Annotated in this window: 12 protein-coding genes and 1 pseudogene; 6 read left to right on the top strand and 7 right to left on the bottom strand. The window is 54.1% G+C overall.

What is annotated here, in order from left to right; genetic code table 11:
• The first annotated feature begins 44 nt into the window (after positions 1 to 44).
• Genes ACR0K4_RS20820 through ACR0K4_RS20810 form a run of 3 tightly spaced genes read left to right on the top strand, consistent with a single transcriptional unit; the run spans position 45 to position 3,053 of the window.
• On the top strand, positions 45 to 1,553 hold the full coding sequence (locus ACR0K4_RS20820) for a M81 family metallopeptidase (protein ID WP_480522099.1): 1,509 nt from the start codon (positions 45 to 47) through the stop codon (positions 1,551 to 1,553).
• Positions 1,550 to 2,617, top strand: coding sequence for a D-TA family PLP-dependent enzyme (locus tag ACR0K4_RS20815; protein WP_480855590.1), 1,068 nt, complete (start codon positions 1,550 to 1,552; stop codon positions 2,615 to 2,617). The genes ACR0K4_RS20820 and ACR0K4_RS20815 overlap by 4 nt, the downstream gene beginning before the upstream one ends.
• A gap of 49 nt (positions 2,618 to 2,666) precedes the next feature.
• A complete protein-coding gene (locus ACR0K4_RS20810) occupies positions 2,667 to 3,053 on the top strand; it encodes a RidA family protein (RefSeq protein WP_480522097.1) in 387 nt (128 codons plus the stop codon).
• A 529-nt stretch (positions 3,054 to 3,582) separates the two neighbouring features.
• On the opposite strand, the gene ACR0K4_RS20805 is transcribed toward ACR0K4_RS20810, so the two are convergent.
• From ACR0K4_RS20805 to ACR0K4_RS20780, 6 genes and pseudogenes are all read right to left on the bottom strand, one after another.
• Positions 3,583 to 3,942, bottom strand: a complete 360-nt coding sequence (locus tag ACR0K4_RS20805) for an SDR family oxidoreductase (protein ID WP_480855632.1) — start codon at positions 3,940 to 3,942, stop codon at positions 3,583 to 3,585.
• A 154-nt stretch (positions 3,943 to 4,096) separates the two neighbouring features.
• Complete coding sequence (locus ACR0K4_RS20800; protein ID WP_480855588.1) at positions 4,097 to 4,936, bottom strand: EamA family transporter; 840 nt, start codon at positions 4,934 to 4,936, stop codon at positions 4,097 to 4,099.
• A gap of 254 nt (positions 4,937 to 5,190) precedes the next feature.
• Positions 5,191 to 5,594, bottom strand: a pseudogene (locus tag ACR0K4_RS20795) (IS6 family transposase); the annotation flags it as partial.
• 84 nt (positions 5,595 to 5,678) lie between these two features.
• Positions 5,679 to 7,109, bottom strand: a complete 1,431-nt coding sequence (locus ACR0K4_RS20790) for an N-acyl-D-amino-acid deacylase family protein (protein WP_480855587.1) — start codon at positions 7,107 to 7,109, stop codon at positions 5,679 to 5,681.
• Complete coding sequence (locus tag ACR0K4_RS20785) at positions 7,102 to 8,985, bottom strand: TRAP transporter permease (RefSeq protein ID WP_480855586.1); 1,884 nt, start codon at positions 8,983 to 8,985, stop codon at positions 7,102 to 7,104. The genes ACR0K4_RS20790 and ACR0K4_RS20785 overlap by 8 nt, the downstream gene beginning before the upstream one ends.
• Before the next feature lie 96 nt (positions 8,986 to 9,081).
• On the bottom strand, positions 9,082 to 10,068 hold the full coding sequence (locus ACR0K4_RS20780; RefSeq protein WP_480855585.1) for a TAXI family TRAP transporter solute-binding subunit: 987 nt from the start codon (positions 10,066 to 10,068) through the stop codon (positions 9,082 to 9,084).
• A gap of 122 nt (positions 10,069 to 10,190) precedes the next feature.
• Between ACR0K4_RS20780 and ACR0K4_RS20775 the strand changes: the two genes are divergently transcribed.
• A complete protein-coding gene (locus ACR0K4_RS20775; protein WP_480522092.1) occupies positions 10,191 to 11,081 on the top strand; it encodes a LysR family transcriptional regulator in 891 nt (296 codons plus the stop codon).
• A gap of 221 nt (positions 11,082 to 11,302) precedes the next feature.
• Here ACR0K4_RS20775 and ACR0K4_RS20770 read toward each other — a convergent pair whose 3' ends face one another.
• A complete protein-coding gene (locus ACR0K4_RS20770) occupies positions 11,303 to 12,349 on the bottom strand; it encodes a serine hydrolase domain-containing protein (protein WP_480522091.1) in 1,047 nt (348 codons plus the stop codon).
• Positions 12,350 to 12,627: 278 nt separating this feature from the next.
• On the opposite strand from ACR0K4_RS20770, the gene ACR0K4_RS20765 reads away from it, so the two are divergent.
• Entirely contained in the window at positions 12,628 to 12,831 is a 204-nt protein-coding gene (locus ACR0K4_RS20765) for a ParD-like family protein (protein WP_480522090.1), read from the top strand.
• Positions 12,832 to 12,842: 11 nt separating this feature from the next.
• Positions 12,843 to 13,271: a DUF4440 domain-containing protein gene (locus ACR0K4_RS20760; RefSeq protein WP_480855583.1), complete on the top strand. Its 429-nt coding sequence runs from the start codon at positions 12,843 to 12,845 to the stop codon at positions 13,269 to 13,271.
• Positions 13,272 to 13,928 lie beyond the last annotated feature (657 nt).

The following is a 13,928-nucleotide window of genomic DNA, read 5'->3' as shown; positions in this document are numbered from 1 at the left end:
GTGAGCATGGAAGCTCTCGCCCCTTTTTTTCGGAGCAATTGATCATGCGGGTTTTTTGCGCGTCAGTCGCGACGGAAACAAACACCTTTTCGCCGCTGCGCACGGATTTCACGGATTTCGAGCAGAGCTTTTATGCTGCGCCCGGGGACCACCCCGAGACGCCTACCCTTTGCAGCGCCGTTTTTCCTGCCTTGCGGCGCCGCGCGCGGGAAGAAGGGTTCACTCTGATCGAAGGTACCGCCACCTGGGCCGAACCCGGCGGCCTTGTCAGCAACGCAACATGGCTGCGGTTGCTGAACGAAATACTGGATCAACTGCGGGCCGCGCTGCCGCTGGATGCGGCCATCTTCGGCTTGCACGGCGCTATGATTGCGGATCGATGCACCGACTGCGAAGGCACATTGCTGGCCCGGGCGCGCGAGATCGTCGGCCCCGATTGCAAGATCGGCGTCAGTTTCGACCCCCACAGCCATCTGAGCGACCAGCGGGTCCAAAACGCCGATATCATCACGGTGTTCAAGGAATTCCCGCATACGGATTTTGTCGAAGCAGGCGAGGCCTGCGTCTATCTGACCCTGCGCGCGACACGCGGAGAAATCACGCCGGATATTCAGGTGTTCGACGTGCGGATGATGGATATTCTGCCCACCTCTCAGAACCCCATGCGCGGGTTCGTGGACCGTATGAAGGCGCTGGAACAACAGGATGGGGTTCTGTCGATCTCGGCAATTCACGGGTTCATGGCCGGCGATTCCCCCGATCTGGGTGCAAAGATCATTGTCATTACAGATAATGCCCCGGACCTTGGCGCACGCTTTGCACGGGATCTGGGGATGGAGCTTTTCGGGTTTCGCGGCCGCGCCACGCCCGAATTCCTGCACCCGCGCATCGCGCTTGAACGCGCGGATGCGGCAACTGGCGTTCCGGTTGTGATTGCCGATGTCTGGGACAACCCCGGCGGCGGCGTGGCCGGGGATTCCACGATCCTGCTGCAGCATGCAATGGATATGAACCTGACTGGCATCGCCCTTGGCACAATCTGGGACCCGATGGCCGTGCGCCTGTGTTTCGCCGCCGGTGAAGGCGCGACGCTGGATCTTCGGTTCGGTGGCAAGACCTCGGCCCATGCCGGTCAGCCCATCGACGCCGAGGTTCAGGTGACGCGGCTGGTGCGCAACGCGGTGCAAAGTTTTGGGGCCTCAATCGTGCCTCTGGGCGACTGCGCGGCGATCCGGATCGGCGATCTGGACATCGTGCTGAATTCCAACCGCAGTCAGGCGTTCTCGCCCGATGTGTTCACCAATCTAGGCATCGACATCGACCAAAAACGCATCCTGATGATCAAATCGACCAATCATTTCCACGGAGCCTTCGCTCCGGTCGCCAGTGAAATCCTGTATGCTGCGGTCGAAGGCCCCTATCCCAACGACCCCAGCAAGAACCTGTACAAGAGCCTCCAAAGGCCGCTATGGCCCATCGTGGAACACCCCCACGAGGTGACGCAATCCGCTGATCCGCAACCCAGCCCCCGAACCGCGCAGAGCACCCTATGACAGACCAGATTTTCCCGACAATTGATACCCCTTCGGTCCTTGTTGATCTGGACGTGGCCGAGGCCAATATTCGAGCGTTTCAAGCCTATTGCGACCAACATGATCTGAAGTTGCGCCCGCACATAAAAACTCACAAACTGCCTGATCTGGCCCGTTATCAGATCGCGCAGGGGGCGATTGGGATTACCTGCCAGAAAGTCTCGGAAGCCGAGGCGATGGTTAATGCTGGCGGCATCGAGGATGTGCTGATTACCTACAACATCCTGGGCGAGGCCAAAACCCGCCGCCTGCGGGCGCTAGCCGGCCGGGTCCACCTGAGCGTTGTAGCCGATAACAGTGTCGTTGTTCAGGGTTTGAGTGCGGCATTCGCAGATGCCTCAGACCCCCTGAACGTACTGGTCGAGTGCAATACCGGCGCAGATCGCTGCGGCGTCGCGACACCGGAACTGGCCCTGGCCCTGGCGCAGGAAATCGACGCGGCCCCGGGCCTGCGATTTGTGGGCCTTATGACCTATCCACCAAAACGCGTCACCCCCGATGTGGCGGATTGGCTGCGCGGCGCCAAATCCCTGATCGAAGATAGCGGGCTGACGGTCGGAACCATCTCGTCCGGTGGCTCGCCCGATATGTGGCGCGCGCATGAGATGCCTTTGGCCACGGAATACCGGATTGGCACCTACATCTACAATGACCGCTCTCTGGTTGAGAATGGAACCTGCGGCTGGTCCGATTGCGCACTGACCGTGCTGGCTACGGTCGTCTCGGTCCCGTCGGAACACCACGCTGTCATCGACGCGGGCTCAAAAGTGCTGACATCCGATCTGGTCGGGATGCAGGGGCATGGCCACGTGCTTGGCCGGGACGACCTGATCATAGATCAGCTCAGCGAGGAACATGGCCGCCTTAGCAGCGAAGGGCCCATAGGTCTATCGGTTGGGGAACGTCTGCAGATCGTGCCGAACCATGCTTGCGTGGTCTCGAACATGCTGGATCATGTCGTGCTGATGCGTGGCACAGACCCCGTCGGCCCAACCCTGGTCGTTGCACGTGGTCAGGTCTGGTGAGCGCACTTTTCTATTCAACAACTCATCCCGCTCAGTAAGGAGTTTTCCCATGTCAGTAGAACGTATCGGCGTTGAGCGCACAGGCGCTGGCGGTCAGTCTCTGCCCTTTTCCCCAGCAACCCGCGCCGGAGATTTCGTGTTTATTTCCGGACAGGTCGCCATGAAAGAAAATGGCGAGATCGAGCCTGGCGGCATTGAGGCCCAAACAAAGCGAACCATGGAAAACGTGATCGCCGTTCTGGCCAAGGCCGGCTGCACGCTTGACGACGTGGCCAAAGTCAATGTCTGGCTGGACGATCCCCGTGACTTCTGGACGTTCAACCGTGTATACGCCAGCTACTTTCCAAACGGTGCTCCGGCACGCTCTACCGTGCGGTCTCAACTTATGGTCGACGCAAAAATTGAGATCGACGTGACGGCGTACAAACCGTTGTAAAAAAATCTCGTTGCGGTCATTGACGAGTACGTTGTCACTGACCTGTCCGAGGGGAATCGGTTATGTCCAGGCGTATTAGGTTGGAATTGACCCACCGGCGTTGCCAGGTAATTTAGGCTGGCGCGTAGGAGAGCATCAAAGTCTGATTACGTTGTAATTTCCAGGGCACAACCGTGCCATAAGTCAAAGGCATCGGCTCTTGAATGACGGTAGCGGTTAGCTGTCATTTGATATCGGTGCGGGCGGAAGACTGTGTTGATCTGATTGTAAGCAATCGGAACCTCTGTGCTTGCGCGGTTGACAATTACGCTGGATGCGGCATGAAGATCTTCTACACCAGACATGCTCAAAGCAAACCGATGATACGCCCAAACCGCGTGCCCGATCACCTCTCGTGGAAAACGGATGCCTTTGAGATGGGGCAAATTTATCAGTATTTTCATGCGGCAGGCGTAACCCGACGAGTGTCGAAATTCAATTTGGCAATGCCCGTCAGTCCAGCGAAATTGATCAGGCATATAGAGCAATACTAGTCTTCGAGGATAAACTCTTTGACCATAAGATCCATTCCGGCGGTTAGCCCTCCGTCCACAGCAAGCCCGATACCTGTGACGTAGTCAGCGTCGTCGGAGCCCGAATAAGCAACAGCTTTTGCGACATCTTCAGGTTCTGCCACCCGGCCCAGCAGATACCATTTAGCCAGTTTTTTGAAGACATCGGGGTCCTTTTCCACCCGGATTTTCCATGCGGCGGCCTCTGTGCGCACAGAGCCCGGAAGCACAGAATTGCATCGAATCCCGAAGGGGCCATATTCGGTTGCCTCCGCTTGCGTCAAGTTCAAGACAGCTGCTTTGGACGCACTATAGGCGGGGCTTCCAAAGTACCGAATACCTGCCTGATTTTTTGGCAGTTCACATATGTGCGCGGCCGCGAAATTTTAGTAAAGGCGCGAAAATCACGCTGAATCTAACTGTCGGACTCCGAGCTTCTGTCGTAACTATCAAACCCAGTTTTATCCCAAGACACCTGGCGTCCCTTTGGCCTTACTGCGCAAAGGCAAGAAACACGATCCCAAACGCCACAATAGTTGCGGCAAGAAGTCTGTTGGATTTTGGTCCCTCACCGAACCACATCACACCGATAACCGCTGCAAAGATGACAGAGCTTTCTCTGAGTGCCGAGACCATACCTAAGGGTGCAATTGTTTTTGCATAAAGCACAAGTCCATACGCCAACCCAGAAATGACGCCGCCGGCCAGACCGGCCCAGACAAACCGTCGGGGCAACGCGACCAGTCGCTGCCAGCGCGTCGTGAAAATAAACGCCGCAACAAAGATCTCGGCAGCAAATAGTGCCGCAATATAACCCAACGTGTTTTGCGAAATCCGGATCCCGATCCCATCCACAATCGAATAAGATGCAATCATCACGCCGGTACCACCAGCTGCCGCTAACGCAATCAGGCTCGTTTGCCTGCCCAGCCCGGCAATGGAAAGACAACCGATCCCAATCGAAATGCAGAAAATGCCAATCCAGGCCGTCACAGGAAGATATTCGTGAGCAAACACAATGGCACCCAATGCGACAAGGATAGGCGTCATTCCCCGCGAGATGGGGTAAACCACCGACAGGTCACCGTGTTTGTAAGCAGTATTCAAAAACCAGTAATAGCCCCAATGGATCATTGTCGACCCTACGATGAAGGGAAAAGCAGCCAGAGCCGGAAATCCAGTGAAAGGTAAAACAAAGAACGCGGGAACAGCATGCCCAAGCGAGACGAGGCCCAGAACAATGGCCTTGTCGGGCGCCCCCTTTACGACCGCATTCCACAGTGCATGCAGGAACGCGGCGGTTAAGACTATGAGAAGGGCATAAATTGTCATGAAGTTCCACATATTGGGCCAACCAGCCGTTGTGTACCAAATCTCGCAGCAATGTCACGTTGTTCCGGTTGAACCGAACCACGAGATACGACCGGGGCAGTCCATTGAGATCTTTTGCATATTTGTCTGCGCCCAAAACATCGACGAGGTGTATTAGTTGGGCACTCAAACGGTTAGACTAGCAATAGAGGTAGCAGATGCCGCGAATCTCATGTCGGTTCATGTTCGCGACTTCGATGCCTGCCTGAGTCGCTGAAGCTGAGCATCGGGCGGGTTCGCCCTTTGATAAATCGGTGATCATGCTCGACGATATTATTCAAGTAATTCCGCCTCACCATCTTTATCGGAAAGCCGTTGACCTCCGGCATCCGGGCGAAGAATTTGGTCGCGGCGAGTTCGCTTCGACGCTTTGAAAGCATGAAATCAAACGTTTTGCCGTGCTTGTCGATAGCTCGATAGAGATAACTCCACGCGCAGCTTCAGCGATTGCACCAGAGTATCTCGTCACCCAGCGGTTCAGTGTGTTGTGATCTACCGAAACACCCCGCTCTCGCATGATCTCCTCCAGATCACGATAGGACGCGCCGTATCGAGCATAGAGGAATACGGCGAACAGGATCACGTCCTTCGGATATTGCGCACCTTTGAAAGAAATCATGAACTGGTTCTCGACAGAATACACCTGTCACCATTCACCGTCTGCATTCGAGCGCGTCAAAGGTCAAAAGTTTGCAACGGAACCCTAAGCGCTTTGCCTGAGACAGCTCGAAGTAAGCAATTTCCCCTGGTTTTCGGAATTACTTTTCCCGCCGACAAAGACGGCCTTGATGCCTTTGGATTTCCTCTTTGGCTGATCCGCCGTCGCCTGATCTGCAACATCACTCTCGGAGAACAGGACCATATCTGCAATAGTTCCTTCCGTGATCACACCTCTATTCTTGAGACCGAAGACCTTGGACGGCAGTCCAGTCATTCGATGAACGGCCTCTTCCAGAGTGTAGACCGGAATATCGCGCACATAGCGCGACAACACTCGTGGGAACGTACCCCACAGGCGTGGATGTGGCTTTTTGTCAAAGGGGAGGCCATCGGAGCCAATCATGGTCATCGGATATTTCATGACACGCTGCACATCGGTTTCAGACATCAGGTAATAAAGCGCGCCAGCAGGTGCGAGCCGATCAACAGCGTCAGCTTCGGAACAGTTCAGAAGTTCCGCCACTTCCTTGAGGCTCTTGCCGACCATGTCGGGCATTGGGTCCGAGCGTGCGATCACGATATGCCCGCCGCGCAATGCCCTTTCGCGGGTCAGAGACGTGGACGAGTAGCAATAGGGATAGACGTCCAGCGCAAGGCTTTGCTGGGCCGCTGAATCGTCAATCAGCTTGAGAGACTGCTTGGTCGCGCCGTGATTATGATCGCACATCGACTTGTGATGGGAAAAGATGACCGGCACATCTGCGTCCCGACCGATTTTCAGCGCTTCCTTGACGCCATCAATCATGCCATCCGCCTCGTTACGGATATGCGTGACGTAGAAGCCTTTTCGATCTGACATCGCCTTGCACAGCTCAATCAGTTCCCGCGTGTCGGATTTTTGCGCCATGGAATAGGCCAATCCAGAGCTCAGACCGATCGCGCCTGCGTCCATGCTCTCAACCAGCAGATCGGCCATCTTTGCGATTTCTTGATCCGTTGCCGGACGGTTCACATCATCCATGACCGATAAGCGCAGCGTCGAATGTCCAACGAGGCCCAGGTAGTTCACCGATGGTTTCGCTTGCTTCACCGCCTCCAGGTAATCTGCGAACCGCTCAAACCGCTGCGAATGGGATTGCAGCAGAATATCGTATTCGGCGGGGATATTGGCATGAGGTACGAACGGTGCGGGGCTGTATCCACACAATCCCACAATGACTGTGGTAACCCCCTGACTTGTCTTGCAGGTCATGTCGGGGTCGGCAATCAGCGCAATGTCGTCATGCGTGTGGACATCGATAAATCCCGGTGCCAGGATCAGGCCTTGCGCGTCCACATCCGATCGACTGGGAAATGACCCACCGCCACGCTCGATCCGGACAATCTTGTCGTCCTTCACACAGACAGTCGCCACGTAACGCTGAGACCCCGTGCCATCCACCACGGTCGCATTTGAGACAGTGAGGTCATACATTGGAGGACGTCTCTTGGGATTGGTATTTTGGCTGACGTGAGAGGACTTCGGCAATGACGATCAACACAAGCGTTCCAACTGCAAAGAGGTTTGCCGTGCCTCTGTCGAGTAGAAAACAACCGACGGCTGTCACGAACAGCACGATGGCCAGAACGCTGGGTATCGAACCCGCGACTGTGTGTTTCGATAGCGAATAGGCAAGTCCCGTCAGTCCTATCAACGCGGCACCGAAGGCTACAAAAGCCGCCATCGCACCATTTTGGAACAGGATATCTCCAGAGAGAAACAGCAGCGGAATGGCATAAAGACCCTTTGACAGTTTCCATGAAACGATACTGGTCGCGAAGGGCTTAGCTCCTGCTATTCCCGCAGCCGCGAAGGCGGACAGCGCGATCGGCGGGGTAACGGTGCTGTCCTGACTATACCAGTAGATCATCAGGTGGATGGCCAGGATCGTAAACCCGAACTCCTCGAACCCGGTGCCGACGACTGCCGCGACAATGACATAGCTGGCCGTGATCGGCAGCCCCATGCCAAGGATTAGTGAGATCAGGATGACCGCAATCACCATCAGATAGACGTTTCCTTGCGCAACATCGAAGATCATTGCAGAGAAGGTGATCGCCTTGCCGGTCATGGTCAGAATGCCAACGACAACGTTGGCGGCCGCCAACATCAAAGCAGTTATCGAAGCGGTCTTGGCGGTGTCCAGAAACACGTCCGCCATCCGCGCAAAGGTAATCTTGTTGTGTTCCGTCAACCAGCTGGCGGCAACAACGACGACAATTGCGGCGCAGCACGAGTAGATGGGGGTGTATCCCAGGATAAGGCCGCCGATGAATGCCGAAATGCCGGTCAGGAAAGGTATTCCGTCACGCCACTCGACAGGCGTCCGCTCGATCTTAAGCTCGAAACCGGCCCGTTTGGTGTAACAGGCGACGCCGATGAAGACTGAGTAGAAGTACAAAATTGCCGGCAGGATCGACAAGGTGACGACCGTGCCATATCCAACTTGCGTCCATGCCGAGAGGATGAAAGCCCCTGCGCCCATCACGGGCGGTGCAATCTGTCCGATATTGGACGCACTCGCCTCAACTCCCGCAGCAAACTTTGGCGAATACCCTGCCCGCTTCATCATAGGGATCGTGACAGAGCCAGTGGCCATGACATTCCCGATCGAGGTTCCGCTTACCGATCCCATCAACGCACTGGCAATGACCGCGGCCTGTGCCGGACCGCCGTGCATACGAGATCCCAGCGCGAGGGCCAGGCGCATCAGGAAATCCCCGCTGCCTGCGGCCAATAAGACCGAGCCGAAGAGGATAAACAGGTAGACAAAGGTGGCGGATATCGATGCCAGGAATCCAAAATACCCTTCTCCGCCCCAGAAGATACGATAGGCGAAGGTCTCATAAGAGATGCCCCTGAAACCAAGATTTCCCGGCAGCAATGCCCCAAAATATATCGCATAAAAGACGCAGATCGTTGCCAAGGCCGACAACACCCAGCCACCTCCGACACCCGCCGCGATGACCACAAGAAACATACCCAGCGCGGCCATGAACAGGTCTGCCGGGATCAGTTCGTCACCCCTTTGGAACAGGGCCTCCTCCATCCCCACCACATAGATCGGCAAGGTCACGGGCAAAGCCGCAAAGAGGAACAGGATGTTTCGGTTCAGAACGGATGTACTGCGCATCGCCGCAAAGGTGAACAGGAACATCATCGCGCCGCCCACATGGATGCTGTTGCGCCAGCTTTCAGAGATTGTGGACAGCGTAGAAAAATAAAGGTGGAAGATACCAAACGCGGTGGCGAGGATCAGCAGTGCTTTATTCAGCACTGTCCAGTCGGTTTGTGTTTGCTGGTCGGCCATGGGACTCTCCTGATGAAAACGGCGGCGATTGAGAGAGAGCCGCCGCCGTTTCGCGTGGCCTTGCAGAACACTCAAATGCCCCGCAAGCCGTCAGTGTTAGGGGCGCAGGTGATCCGGGATGGTCAGACCGTTTTCCTCGTAGAAGCGGACCGCACCGGGATGCAGCGGGGCGCTCAGACCTGAAAGCGCGGTTTCAAGCTGGATGGCTTGGGCGGACGGATGGATTGCGTGAACGTCTTCAAGATTGTCAAAGACCGCTTTCACGAACTGATAGACCACTTCATCAGATATCCCTTCATCAACCACCATCAGGTTGGCATATTCTGCGCTGGCAACGGCATCCGTCTGTCCGGGATAGGTGTTGGCGGGAATTTCCTTCCGGTAATACAGCCCGGGGAAGGCGTCGTTCAGCATGTCGAGCTGCTCGTCTGAGAATGAAAGGATGGTAACCCCATCCGCCCCGACTGTTGCGTAAAGCTCGGTCACGGCGGCAACGGGCATACCGGCCCCAAGGTTTGCCGCGGAAATTCGGCGATCTTGCAGTGCACGCCCGGATTCAGAGTATTTCGCAAGAAACTCCATATCCATGTTTTCGACGTCATTGCCGATCGCACCCAGCATCAGCGAAGCAGCAGTGCGCGCGCCGCTTTTGCGGCCGCCGATATTGTATTTGCCTGACAGCGTTGCGAGGTCGGCGACAGTTCCGGTTTTGACTTCGCTTGTCAGGGCCACCTGATGTTCAGTATTGCCCCAGAGCGAAAACAGAGCCCGCAGGTTGGATTGAGGCTTGCCATCAAATACTCCAGTCCCACTGGTGGCGAGCGCCCCGACAACTCCGTTTGTGATACCGAGGTCGATCTCGTTTTTGCCGATCAGACGGACATTTTCGGTACTGCCGCCCGATGAAACCGCATCTACTGACAAGTCGGGAACCGTGTCAGAGACGATTTTGGCGATGCCGACCCCGACCGGGTAATAGGTGCCCCCGGTTCCGCCGGTGCCAATCACCAGTTGATCTGCTGCCATAGCTTGATTTGCGAATGAAAAACTTGCTGCCACGGCAGCTGCCAAAATCTTGTTCATGGGTCTCCTCCGGTATTCATCCGTGCGTTTCGCCGGATATTCCCATGAGGCTAGTCAGGTCTGCACATATCACCTAATAATGAATATTGACCCATGTATAATGTCATCTAATAGGACGGTGTATGCAGCTTAGACAGATCGAAGTCTTTCACGCCTATATGATCACGGGATCAACGGTTGCCGCAGCGGATATGCTGTCAGTCACGCAGCCTGCCATCAGCACGACCTTGAAACGGATGCAGGACGAGCTGAAGCTGAAACTGTTTCGGTCGGTCAAAGGGCGTCTGCAGCCCACCGCCGAAGCCCACATGTTGTTTCGACAGGTTCGCGCAATTCATGAGGACATTAATCAACTTGAACAGCTCTCTAAGGCCCTTGCAGAAGGAAAAACGGGTAACATTCGGGTGGGTGTTGTACCCGCACTTGGAGAAAACATCGCGGCTCAGGCCATTGCCAGTGTAACCCACGGAAGCACAGATCTGAAGGTGGCTATCGAGGTCCTGAACACGCATGAACTGATGCACCTTATTCAAGCCGGCCGCCTGGATTTTGCATGTATATTTGGAAAAGCGCACGATCTTCCCGTAGAAACCATCTTTGAGACTAACATACGGGTGCACTGTGTCTTGCCGACAGGCTATTTTAATGATGCTGACTGCATAAAGTTGGAAGAATATGTCCAACTTCCTCTTTCCTTGATGCGCCCCACAGATCCGATCGGCCGCCTGCTGCGCGAAGCTTGCGCGGAAAAAAATCTTTATCCAAACTCCATGATCGAACTGCGCAATTGCAAAGCTGCAATCGCGTTTGCCGAGAACGGCGTCGCTGTAGGGGTGGCCGACGACATTACGCTTGCCGGGGCCGCGCTTGCCAATTCCAGAGCGGTACCGTTTGACCCGCCGCTTAGCCTTGCAGTCTCACTGGTGCGAAAACCTGATCATCTGCCTTCGATTGCAGAATCCAGGTTGGTAGATGCATTCATGGCCTCATTGGAGAATATGCGCGATGGATAGCTTGATGAGATTTTTGCGTATCTGCCCAGCCTTTGGTTGGGCGGAGAGCTTATTGTTACTCTTCGAAAGGGCTTCGCTACTTCCTAGCCACTGGTTTGTCACTGCCAGAGCTTACTTTGCCAGAAGGATCAATATTTTTACTCGATGCAGGTATTAGCTCCTGCGCATTTAATAGAACATGCAGCTCGGTTCGCGTTGAGACGGTGTGCTTTCACGGGAATTCAATTGGACGTAACTTTTTCAAAAAGCCGAGAAGCAATTCTGTTTACATCGTTTGTTGTGTTGTTGGAAAAAACTGCAACCAATACGTCGTCTTCAAAGCTATATATGAAGAAGCTCCGGAACCCCACTATGCTGCCTTCGTGCATAACCAGATCCCCGCTTCTCATCACACCGAGACCGTAATGAGCCTCACCGCGCAAATCTCGCCCGGGCCATCGGTTCGCGTCGATGGAAACGACCGGTCGAAGTATGTATTCAATTGATTGCTTCGAGAGTCGTGGGTGTTTCATACGCCTGTACACATCCACCCATTGGGAGAAATCGCCTGCGGTGGTCACCAGGCCTCCGTCGGCAGGAGTGACCGGAAGCGATATGATGTCATCTTTGGCATAATCGCCTTTCTTGTGGTCCCATCGAAGACCTTGGGCGTCGTTTTGTTGGAGCTGAAACCGCTCGTCGTGAATCTCAGATTCGGTCATTCCCAGCGGAGCAAGAAGCTCGTTTCTTAGATAGTCACCAAAAAGGGTTTCTGTCCTGGATTCGATTATTTTGCCGAGCAGAGTGTAGCCAATGTTCGAGTATCGAAATCGGTCACCTGGTGTAAAATTTAGTTTGCTATGCATCGCCTCGCGGATCATTCCATCAATCGTCTTGTCGAATGCCCAGCCATCAGTCACGTCATAGTAGTCGCGCTCGATTGCGTAGTCTGGTATGCCGCTTGTGTGGCTCAACAGATGCCGGACACAGATTTGGGACCACATCGGCGATCTGTACTTCTGCGGCAGCAGACTGTTGATCGGATCGTCGAGCGTCATCCGCTCTTTTTCGACAAGTTGCAGTATCGCTGCGGCAGTGAACTGTTTGGTTAGGGAGCCGACATGCAGACGGTGGCTAAGCTGGTTCCGTGAGCCTTCGAGGGAAAGTCCGTAGGCGCAGTTGTGGGTGACTCTGTTCGCAATCTTTATGAACGCAACTCCGGAAAAATGCTCGACTGAGATCATTTCTTGAAGAAGGGCTTCCAATTGTTCGTCAACTACTTGGTCCAATCCGGTTCGCTCCCCCTCATTCGACGTGTATGAATAGCTCATCACCGCACTGCACTCCCGGACCAGAAAGCGCCTCAACCCACCACAACGTCGCGAAAGCTTCTTTGGGCTTGCGTGGTTATGCTCTCATTTTGATCCGCGGCTCTCCTAAACATAGCGGTGGACCCTTTCACAGGGAAAGGATCAATGGCTACTTTACGAGTGTAGTTTTTCTAGACGTCGCAAGTCACGATATATATAAATTATATATGTTTCATATATCATCTGGAGAATTGACAATGGGATTAGTTAAGATTGACGAAGTGCTGCACGAAGACGTGCGACGCGCCAGTGCGGTAATGTGTCGATCCATTAACGCACAGGCAGAATTTTGGATGAAAATTGGTATGTTGGCTGAGGCCAATCCTACACTTTCTTTTGTAGATATTATCAAGATGCAGCTAAAAGCGGCGACCATGAAAACTAACGTCGATGCTGCATAGGGTGTAGAAAGATGATCAACGAACCAACAACGTTTATGTTGGAGATCAAAGGCTTCTTTGACGCCTACATAGCTGCTTTCGCCCGTGAAGACGCTTCGTCTATCGCTGGAATGTGGGACGATGTTGGCCTGTTTCCTTCTCCGACTGGCAACTTCTCGATGAACAGGAAAGAATTCCACAAGCATTGCGAAACGCTTCTTAATTTCTATCGGACAATGGGTGTCGTCAATCCAACCGGCGCTTTGCTTTCGGTAGAGGAGTTATTCCCAAATGTTGCGCTCGCCCGTATGGCATACCGTGCGCTTGGAGCGGGCGAAGCAGTTGTTGCCGCATGGGAGCATGTGTACATTCTCCGAAAGACTGATCAACGTTGGCGCGTTTCGTGGACAATTGCGGATGATGAGATTGCAACTTGGAGTGCTGTCGAAGCCCAAAGCTAAAAGCAAACTACCTTTGAGTGATACCTCGAGCGTGCCCCACATTTCCTCTTAGGGTAAACAAGATGCTCAAAGGTTTTGGTTGAACGCGTCCGATCAAGATTGTGACACAGAAACACCTAAATAGCATCGTGGAATAAGATCACAGATTCATCAAAATTCGATCCCGGCCGATGCTTGGCTTCAAATCATTTGAATCTGTATCTACAAATCTTTCTCGTATCGAAGTCACGCACATGATCCTTAAAAGCCAATTCACGCCCGGACTCTGTAGATTTCAAAAATTCGTAGAATTGGTGGCCTAATCCATCTGTCACTGTGCCCTTAATTGCTGGACGCAGATACATACTGGTGCATTTGCCGAGGTTTTGTGCCCTCAATTCTCGGATATCCACAGGTCACCAACCGATGACCTCACATACATTCGGTGAAGGATCCAAAGGGCCGCTGAACCTGTTCACGTCTGTCTAACACACGACTTATCCCCAGAATGCACAGTCTTGGATCATGGGCACAGTCAGGCAATTAAGGACACAGTCTAGCAATTAAGGGCACAGTGACAGCGGCACGCAAGCTTACTCCAATAATATTGCGACTTCCCAAGGTTCTGTCGCAAACTCCGTCCCCACCTGTCAGATCGAACGCAGTTCTGTTAACGCG

Source organism: Ruegeria sp. K11 (assembly GCF_056531905.1).
The sequence above is the reverse complement of the archived record's forward strand: the minus strand, read 5'-3'. Positions and strand labels throughout refer to the sequence as shown.